The sequence below is a fragment of the Pseudohaemophilus parahaemolyticus genome (assembly GCF_938021905.1).
Lineage (GTDB): Bacteria > Pseudomonadota > Gammaproteobacteria > Enterobacterales > Pasteurellaceae > Haemophilus_A > Haemophilus_A parahaemolyticus_B.
This window is the reverse complement of the sequence record NZ_CALIFA010000013.1, coordinates 19,532-28,195: the sequence shown is the minus strand read 5'-3', so window position 1 is coordinate 28,195 and position 8,664 is coordinate 19,532. Positions and strand designations below refer to the sequence as shown.

General features: G+C 40.1%; 8 protein-coding genes and 3 pseudogenes. 4 read left to right on the top strand and 7 right to left on the bottom strand.

Annotated elements, in window-relative coordinates:
- Both QMF79_RS00860 and map read right to left on the bottom strand, forming a co-directional pair.
- Positions 1 to 127, bottom strand: a pseudogene (locus QMF79_RS00860) (transposase); the annotation flags it as partial.
- A gap of 362 nt (positions 128 to 489) precedes the next feature.
- Entirely contained in the window at positions 490 to 1,296 is an 807-nt protein-coding gene (gene map / locus QMF79_RS00855) for a type I methionyl aminopeptidase (RefSeq protein ID WP_281772386.1), read from the bottom strand.
- A gap of 157 nt (positions 1,297 to 1,453) precedes the next feature.
- Between map and QMF79_RS00850 the strand changes: the two genes are divergently transcribed.
- The 3 genes and pseudogenes from QMF79_RS00850 to QMF79_RS00840 form a co-directional block, all read left to right on the top strand.
- Entirely contained in the window at positions 1,454 to 2,218 is a 765-nt protein-coding gene (locus tag QMF79_RS00850) for an ATP-binding cassette domain-containing protein (RefSeq protein ID WP_281772385.1), read from the top strand.
- 13 nt (positions 2,219 to 2,231) lie between these two features.
- Positions 2,232 to 3,111, top strand: a pseudogene (locus QMF79_RS00845) (iron-siderophore ABC transporter substrate-binding protein).
- A 51-nt stretch (positions 3,112 to 3,162) separates the two neighbouring features.
- A pseudogene (locus QMF79_RS00840) lies at positions 3,163 to 3,924 on the top strand (iron chelate uptake ABC transporter family permease subunit); the annotation flags it as partial.
- A 68-nt stretch (positions 3,925 to 3,992) separates the two neighbouring features.
- Here QMF79_RS00840 and QMF79_RS00835 read toward each other — a convergent pair.
- From QMF79_RS00835 to artP, 5 genes are all read right to left on the bottom strand, one after another.
- The gene (locus tag QMF79_RS00835) at positions 3,993 to 4,658 is read right to left on the bottom strand and encodes a 7-cyano-7-deazaguanine/7-aminomethyl-7-deazaguanine transporter (protein WP_281772384.1); all 666 of its coding nucleotides are present in this window, start codon (positions 4,656 to 4,658) and stop codon (positions 3,993 to 3,995) included.
- Between the two features lie 129 nt (positions 4,659 to 4,787).
- The gene (gene artM, locus QMF79_RS00830; protein ID WP_281772383.1) at positions 4,788 to 5,453 is read right to left on the bottom strand and encodes an arginine ABC transporter permease ArtM; all 666 of its coding nucleotides are present in this window, start codon (positions 5,451 to 5,453) and stop codon (positions 4,788 to 4,790) included.
- Positions 5,453 to 6,124 carry an arginine ABC transporter permease ArtQ gene (gene artQ / locus QMF79_RS00825; RefSeq protein ID WP_281772382.1) on the bottom strand — a complete coding sequence of 224 codons (672 nt, stop codon included), beginning with the start codon at positions 6,122 to 6,124 and terminating at the stop codon, positions 5,453 to 5,455. The genes artM and artQ overlap by 1 nt, the downstream gene beginning before the upstream one ends.
- A gap of 3 nt (positions 6,125 to 6,127) precedes the next feature.
- Positions 6,128 to 6,850: a transporter substrate-binding domain-containing protein gene (locus QMF79_RS00820; protein WP_281772381.1), complete on the bottom strand. Its 723-nt coding sequence runs from the start codon at positions 6,848 to 6,850 to the stop codon at positions 6,128 to 6,130.
- A gap of 29 nt (positions 6,851 to 6,879) precedes the next feature.
- Positions 6,880 to 7,614, bottom strand: a complete 735-nt coding sequence (artP, locus tag QMF79_RS00815) for an arginine ABC transporter ATP-binding protein ArtP (RefSeq protein ID WP_281772380.1) — start codon at positions 7,612 to 7,614, stop codon at positions 6,880 to 6,882.
- A 271-nt stretch (positions 7,615 to 7,885) separates the two neighbouring features.
- Here artP and QMF79_RS00810 point away from each other — a divergent pair, with 271 nt between their 5' ends.
- On the top strand, positions 7,886 to 8,662 hold the full coding sequence (locus QMF79_RS00810) for a hypothetical protein (RefSeq protein ID WP_281772379.1): 777 nt from the start codon (positions 7,886 to 7,888) through the stop codon (positions 8,660 to 8,662).
- Positions 8,663 to 8,664 lie beyond the last annotated feature (2 nt).

The window sequence follows — 8,664 nt, the reverse complement described above, 5'->3', positions numbered from 1 at the left end:
AGGCGAGCTCTCGTTGTAACTTTTTAAACGCTTTAGGTGAAAAGTCTGTAGTTTCTGGAGTTTTAATGTCTTTCTTTTTCATCTTTGGCTTCACTATTTTCGGGGTTTGAAGGCTTGTATAAGGCGATCAAGTTTGATAATTTTCAAACGAAATTGATAAGAGTAGGGCATAATCTGCACTTCAAATTAGGTGTCCAGGTTTTGGGGTGCAGATCATGTTTTTGCTAACAAGCGGTTTAATTTTACCTGAAATTTGAAAAAATCGGGGCTGTCCTAGATAACGACTAAAAATTCTATTTAGGTTAAGATAGCTAAATAAGGAAAAGTCGCCTGTCAATATAAATAAAACCATTTCAGCTTATTATTTTCATTGAATAGCCGCTTCCACCTTAGTTCTAGCCTAAACAGGCTAATTGATAGAGTAAGCATCTTTGCCCAACTTTTTAGGGCAGACCAGAATTGCAAAGTTTATAGGCTTTCATATTGGTTTTATGCGTTTTTCATAATGTGTGAAATTCGCCCTTCGGCAATTTCTTCATCACGAATGGTCATTACTTCGCAACCATCTTTGGTTACCACAATTTGATGCTCATATTGAGCCGAGTGACTACGGTCTTTGGTTTTTACCGTCCAACCATCATTCATCGTGCGGATCTCTTTTTTACCTGCATTGACCATCGGTTCAATGGTAAACACCATGCCTTCTTTTAGCACCACGCCACCATCATCACCGTTGTAGTGTAACACTTGTGGATCGCAGTGGAACTCTGTGCCTACGCCATGACCGCAGTATTCACGCACCACAGAGAAGCCTTCTTTTTCCACATATTTTTGAATCGCTGTGCCAATCTCTTTTAAGCGGATACCTGGTTTTACTTGGCGTAAGCCAATGTAAAGTGATTCTTGTGTTACTTCTAACAAGCGTTTATCACGAATAGAAGGCTCACCCACCACATACATTTTTGAGTTATCGCCGAAATAGCCGTCTTTGATCACCGTTACATCAATGTTCACGATGTCTCCTTTTTTCAGCTTTTTATCATCGCTTGGAATCCCGTGACAAACCACTTCATTGACTGAAATGCAAGTCGCTTTTGGGAAACCGTGATAGTTTAAACAAGCAGGAATCACTTTCTGCTCATTAACCATATATTTGTGACAAATACGATCTAATTCGCCTGTGCTCACGCCCTCTTTTACATAAGGTTCGATCATCACTAACACATCGGAAGCCAATTTGCAGACTTCGCGAAGTTTCTCGATTTCTTGTTCGTTTCTTAATGGAATATTGCTCATAATGTTCTCTTTATCGTAAAAAAATTAAGGAGATTATACCTTTTTTCGGTGTAATCCCCAATTTTCTTCTAAAAATTTAATTTATTCGGAATAACTTCACATTTGAAATAATAATTATCAACTAGAATAATTCTTTTTATTTTATTTTGGATTCTCTGTGTTTCAACTTCAACAAGTTTCTTTTTCCATTCCGCAACGTACATTATTACAGCCGATTTCGCTTTCGTTTGAAGCGGGAAAGGTATACGGGCTGATTGGGCATAATGGCTCGGGTAAATCAACCTTAATTAAATTGATGGCACGTCAGCAGCCAATTTCGGGGGGAGATATTCTACTCGATAATCGTTCGATTAAAAGTTGGAATAGTCGTGACTTTGCCAAGCGTGTGGCTTATTTGCCGCAACATTTGCCGCAAGCAACCAATGTGACTGCAAAGGAACTGATTGCAATGGGGCGTTATGCGTGGAATGGGCTGTTTGGACGAGAAATAGAAGCTGATAAAGAAACGATTACTCGTGCTATACAGCTCACCCATACGGAGAAATTTTCTGATCAGCTGGTAGATACCCTTTCTGGCGGTGAGCGTTCACGAATTTGGTTGGCAATGTTATTGGCACAGCAAAGCCAATTTTTATTGCTAGATGAACCCTTAGCTGCACTTGATATTGCGCATCAGGTGGAAGTCATGCAATTGGTGCATCAACTCAGCCGTGAACTCAATTTAGGCGTGAGCGTGGTGATCCACGACATCAATTTAGCATCTCGCTTTTGCGATCATTTAGTGGCGTTGCATAGTAGTAAATTATTAGTCCAAGGCAATGCGCACGAGATCGTTAATTCCCCTTCTCTACAACAAATTTATGGCATTGAACTCAATGTGATCGACCATCCAGAAACCCATCGACCTGTGAGCTTTTATTAATATGTCGAATTTCATCAAAAAAACGTTAGTTTTTATCATTACACTTTTCTGCACACATCACGCTATTGCAAGCGAGCCACAAGCCAAATTTGCTACCGTGGATTGGTCTGTCGCAGAAACGTTATTAGCTTTAGGTGCCCCCCCTCTTGCCGTAGGTGATGTACAGAGTTATCAAACTTGGGTGATGGAACCGAAATTACCCTGAAAATACATTGGACTTAGGTATTCGCTTACAGCCCAATTTTGAGCGGATTACCTCTTCGCAAAAGATTACCGAAAATCGACCGCTTGTTTTTATTCACAGCCCGTTTTATGCAGCATTGAACGAAAAATTAGCCCCTTACGGCAAGGTGTATAACGTGGAATTTTACAAAGCTGGCGATACGTGGGAAAACGTGGTAACTGCTACACAAAAAATCGGCAAGATTATTGGCAAACCTGAGTCGGTAGAAAACTTATTTAAAAGTTATGAACAAAAAATTGCTGATTTCCGTCCGCTATTGCAACCGTTCACCGATCGCCCTGTTGCCTTAGTGCAGTTTATTGATACCCGCCATCTGCGTATTTATGGCGAAAACAGTTTACTTGGAGCAGTCATTCATCAACTCGGTTTTCAGAATGCTTATGGACGGGAAGTAAATTATTGGGGCTTCCAAAACATTGAAATTACCGAACTAGCAAAATTGCCGAAAAACACCCGCTTTGTAGTGATTAAGCCTTACCCCAATAATATCGCAGAGGCATTAACCCATAACACATTGTGGTAACATTTGCCGATGGCAAAAGAGCCCCTTATTCTGCCTGCGGTGTGGGCATTCGGAGCGTTACCATCAGCAGATCGCTTTGTGATGATTTTCACTAATGGATTATTAGACGGAGGCGAAGAATGGTAAATCGCACGCTCTTTTTAGTGCTTGTACTTGGCTGTGCTTTTGTCGGAGTAGCTATTCCACACTAGTGATAATCTTGAACTATTGTTACTCCAAAGCTACACTTTACCGCGCATTGCTATCGCCTTATTGGCAGGCGGTAGCCTTGCCTTTGCCAGCCTATTATTACAGCAGGTAATGGGCAACCCATTGGCGTCTGACAGTACACTTGGGATCAACAGCGGTGCACAATTCAGCCTGTTTTTAGTAGCAATTTTCGCCCCTACGTGGTTAGCATATGGTGCAAGTTTAATTGCTTTGGTGGGGGCAGCTTTAAGTCTGTTATTGGTGATGACATTAGCAATGCGCAAAACGATGTCGCCGTTGTTATTGATTCTAGCGGGCTTAGTGGTAAACCTCTATTTCGGCTCATTCACAGGCATTATGATGTTGTTCTACCCCGAAGAATCGTGTGGTTTAGTGCAGTGGGGCGCTGGCTCATTAGTGCAGGAAAGCTGGCGTGATAGCCAATTATTGTTCGTGCAAAGTGCAGTTAGTTTTGCCTTAATTTTCGCCTTGCGTCGTCCACTGACTATTCTTGCTTTAAACGACAGCAATGCTAAAAGCCTTGGTGTACCTGTGGGAAAATTACGCTTCATCGGTGTGGTAGTAAGTGCATATTTAATTGCTTCCGTGGTAAGTGCTGTGGGTATGCTCGGTTTTATTGGTTTGGCAGCGGCTACCATTATACGCCAACTCGGTGTTCGCACTTTCACGTGGCAATTATCAACTGCTTTTGTACTCGGCGCGTTACTGATTTTGCTGGGCGGAATGATAAGCTTGAAAAAAGCGTAGAAAAGTGAGCGTAGGGCAAGCAATGCAAGCCCTACAAGCGGTTGAAATATCTATTTCAAATGGAATTTTTGCATAATAACTTTTAGCACCACGCCATAAAGCGGTAAGAATAACAACAAGCTGACAAAAAGCTTGAACGCGTAATCAACCGTCCCGATGGTAAACCAATGCTCTGCCATATAAGCATCTTCGCTTTGATAGAATGCCACTGTAAAGAAGACGAAAGTGTCGATCATCGTGCCGAAAATGGTCGAGCACGTTGGTGCAAGCCACCACGATTTGCTTTGGCGTAGGCGGTTAAACACCAAAATATCTAAAATTTGCCCTACCACATAACCGCTAAAACTGGCTAGTGCGATGCGGAACACAAAGAAATTAAACTCGCTCAGTGCGGAGAAACCTTGGAACTGCGTTTCAAAAAACAGCACGGAAATCACATAGCTAATCAACAAGGCTGGGAACATAACGACGAAGATGATTTTGCGCGCTAATTCAGCACCAAATACCCGCACCGTTAAATCTGTTGCTAAAAAGATAAACGGGAATGTGAATGTGCCCCACGTGGTTGGGATGGTATAATCAGTAAAGGGGACAGGAATTTCAAAGGTGCGTTGTACCAAGAAATTGCTGATAGTTAAGATAAAAATGTGGAAAAAGGCTAAAAGTTTCAGAGAAGATCGCTTTTGCGGATCAGAAAATGGAATGGGGTAATGCATAATTTTCCTTTTTTAGTTGAAGTTGGGGTTAGGGAACCCAGAAAAAACAAGGGGCGAATAATACGCCCTTTGTGTGAAAGATCAAGCAAGATTGCAAATTTATGCCAGAAATTGACCGCTTGTAGAAAGTTACACTCGCTCAAATGCCAGCACTTTATGTTCTAATTTACGCAATAGTACAGTCATAATGCCAGTGATAACAAGATAAATTGCCCCTGCGATACCGTAAATGGTAATGGCATCATATTCCGTGCCGTAGAGCTGTTTAGCGTAGCCCATAATATCTAAAATCGTGATGGTTGAGGCAAGTGATGTGCCTTTGAAAACCAAAATGATTTCGTTGCTGTAAGAAGGTAACGCTCGTTTTAACGCATACGGAATCAAGATTTTGAGCGTATCTAAACGGCTTAAACCAAGCGCGGCACAAGTTTCCCATTGTCCTTTCGGAATCGCTTTTACTGCTCCGTGGAAAAGTTGCGTTGAGTATGCCGCACTATTAAGAGCTAAAGCCAATACTGCACAAAACCACGCATCTGAGAACAATGCCCAAAGTGGGCTTTGCGTGAGCCATTCAAATTGCCCAGGCCCGCTATAAATCAGGAAGAATTGCACCAAAAGCGGGGTGCCTGTGAATAACATCAAATAGCCGTTCACAAATCCTTTCAAGATTTTGCTTTCCATTGAAAGCACAAAGGTGAAGATAATCGCCAACACAAAGGCAATGATGAGCGAAACAGCCATTAGGCTGAGGCTCGTTGGAATACCTTGGGCGATCACTAAGAAATAATCCCACATTATTTGCCTCCTCGCTCAAAACGGGTGAAACGCAGTTCAAGACGGCGAATAATCACTTGACTAATTAAAGTAATCGCAAGATAAATCAATGCTGCAAAGCCATACCACGTAAAGGGTTGGTGTTCATTGGTGTTGATTAAGTCTGCTTGACGCATTAAGTCATCAACGCCGATAAGCGAAACTAAGGCGGTATCTTTCAGCAATACTAGCCATTGGTTGCTTAGCCCTGGCAAGGCGTGTCGCCATACTTGAGGCATAATGATATGCAAGAAAGTGTAACTGCGACTTAAACCTAACACCGCACCACTTTCCCACTGTCCGTTCGGAATCGCTTGAATTGCCCCACGCAGTGATTGTGAAGCATAAGCAGCAAAAATTAAGCTTAACGCTAGCACACCGCTGTTAAAAGCACTAAATTCGATGTATTCACCTGTGATTTTTTCGATCAGCTCAGTTGAACCGAAATAGATTAACAACACGACCAAGATTTCAGGTAAACCACGCATTAAAGTGAGGAAAACCGTGGTTGGTTTGCTAATGCAAGCGGTCTTATTCATCTCCAAACTTACAAAAAGAATGGAAAGTAATAAGCCGACGACAAGAGACGCCAGTGCAAGTCCAAGCGTCATGAGCGTTGCACTGTAAATTAAAGGAAGATATTCGGTAAACATAGCTTACTTGTTTGTCATCCATTTATCGTAGATTTTTTGGTATTCGCCGTTCGCTTTGATGGTTGCTAAACCTTTGTTTAACTCATCAACAAGATCTTTGTTGCCTTTGTTGATCGCAATCCCCAAACCATTACCAAAGTATTTTGGGTTAGTCACTTTTTCGCCCACAAAGGTTAAATCTGTTTCTTTTGAAAGTATATCGGCTAATACGGCAGTATCACCGAAGATTAAATCAATACGCCCATTTTTTAAGTCTAAGATTGAATCTTGAATTGAGTTATAGGCTTTTGGTGCATATTGTTTTGCTTCGGCTACAACATATTGTTGGAAGGTTGTCCCGTTTTGCACGCCTACGTTTTTAGCCGTATTTAAATCTGCTTTGCCTTTTAGGGCAATGAAACTTGCTGAGCTATCATAGTAGGCATCAGAGAAAAGCACTTGTTTGCTACGTGCTTCAGTGATGTCCATTGCGGAAATTACACCATCGATACGTTTTTGTTTTACCGCCTGCACTAAGCCGTCAAAAGAGAGACTTTTGAATGAGCAGTTTGCTTGGATTTCTTTACAAATTGCATTGGCAATATCGACGTCAAAACCGATGATTTCACCTTTTTCGTTGGTTGTTTCAAATGGTGGGTAGCTTGGCTCCATCGCGAAAGTTAAATCTTTTGCTTGTGCGGAGAAAGTTGCGAATGCAATAGCGGATGCGATAAGTAATTTTTTCATAAGAAAGTCCTTATTAAATATGTGTTTAATTATTCAGAATGAGAAAGATATTGAGCAAACTCTGCGGTTTTTGGCTGTTCAAAACAACTTGAATCGCCTTGCTCAATAATATGCCCTTTCTCCATATACACCACTTTGGTTGCCACTTTGCGAGCTACGCCCACTTCGTGCGTTACGATTACCTGCGTGATGCCTGTATTTTTCAATTCCTTAATAATATCAACCACTTGAGCGGTGATTTCTGGGTCAAGCGCTGCGGTTGGTTCATCAAATAACAACACCTGCGGTTGCATCATCAAAGCACGAGCAATTGCCACACGCTGTTGCTGACCACCTGAAAGTTGAAGCGGAAAACGATCAGCAAATTCGCCTAAACGTAAACGTTCTAAATGGGCTTTTGCCTGTGTAATCGCTTCTTCTTTCGATATTCCCAACACTTTCATCGGTGCTTCAATTAAGTTTTGTAGCACGGTTAAATGGTTCCATAAATGGTATTGTTGGAAAACCATTCCCACTTCACGACGAAGTAGTGCTATCTGTTTTGCATCCATTTTGGCGGATAAATTAAAGCTATGTTTCGCCACTTCCAGCGTACCTTCTTGCGGTACTTCCAATAAATTCAGTGTGCGAATAAGCGTACTTTTCCCTGCCCCAGATGGGCCAAGCAATACCACGACATCGCCTTTTTCAACATCAAGGTTGATGTCAAAAAGTGCTTGGTTGCTGCCATAGAAAAAATTGACGTGATGAAGACGAATTGCCATTCGTTAAATCCTGTTAAGTAAACTAAATGAATTGAATGAATATTATGAATTTTTGCATAATTATGCAAGTGTTTTTTAGGAAATTTTGAAAAGATAGTACCGAAAGGGTTATAGATCATATTTGTAGATACGTAATTTCAGAGCGTTATCTGCTAGAATGATTTTAGCAATAGTTGTGTTGGGTTTACATTGCCACAAATTGCATAATCCCACGCAATCTATGTGTCATTTACCCTTGTACTAAAAATCAGCAATTTATTAAGGAATGAAAATGAATTGGAAAGAATTTGAAGTTTTTTGTGTTACTTATTTAAATAAAACTTATGGGAACAAATTTGTGAAAAAAGGCGAAAGTGATTCTACAGCAAGTGATATTCTTTTTACAGGAAATAACCCATTCTATATAGAAGCAAAAATGCCACATTCCCAATGTGGTCAATTTGTTTTAATTCCTAATAGAGCTGAATATAAATTTGATTATTCACCGAAAAATAAGAGTAAAATAAATCCCTATACTCAAGAAATAATACAATTTATGTCAGAAAATTTCTCTGAATATGCTAATTTATCTACTAAAGGGAAAATTATTCCATTACCTGAATCTGTATTTGTAAATTGGATTAAGGAATATTATAAAAGTAAAAGTGTGAAATTCTTTATTACTTCTAATGGTGATTTTATTATATTTCCTATTGAACACTTCGAGCATTACTTTAACGTATCTTGTACATACAGAATAAAAAAAAGCGGTTCAAGACATCTCAATTCGAAAAGCCTTCCTGACTTCAAACAGGCGTTAGATAAAGAAGGCATCTTTTATACGATGAAGGGGTTGGAACTTCATTCTGACGAGAACATTCACGATAAAAGAATTTCAGGAGATGATAAAGATTTTTTAATTAAAGAGAATAATGGAGCTTATCACGTTAAGATTTTATCTAATACTTTTAATGCTAATGTTATCTTTTCAATATCATTAAAAAATAATATTTCTCTATTTATTCTTAATGAAGATAGAAAAGCTTTTGAAGCAGCTATTTCTTTATAATT

Bases quoted from the DNA above. Each gene is read 5' to 3' on its own strand.
- map (WP_281772386.1), bottom strand. From the start codon at position 1,296: ATGAGCAATATTCCATTAAGAAACGAACAAGAAATCGAGAAACTTCGC.
- QMF79_RS00835 (WP_281772384.1), bottom strand. From the start codon at position 4,658: ATGCATTACCCCATTCCATTTTCTGATCCGCAAAAGCGATCTTCTCTG.
- artM (WP_281772383.1), bottom strand. From the start codon at position 5,453: ATGTGGGATTATTTCTTAGTGATCGCCCAAGGTATTCCAACGAGCCTC.
- artQ (WP_281772382.1), bottom strand. From the start codon at position 6,124: ATGTTTACCGAATATCTTCCTTTAATTTACAGTGCAACGCTCATGACG.
- QMF79_RS00820 (WP_281772381.1), bottom strand. From the start codon at position 6,850: ATGAAAAAATTACTTATCGCATCCGCTATTGCATTCGCAACTTTCTCC.
- artP (WP_281772380.1), bottom strand. From the start codon at position 7,614: ATGGCAATTCGTCTTCATCACGTCAATTTTTTCTATGGCAGCAACCAA.
- QMF79_RS00810 (WP_281772379.1), top strand. From the start codon at position 7,886: ATGAATTGGAAAGAATTTGAAGTTTTTTGTGTTACTTATTTAAATAAA.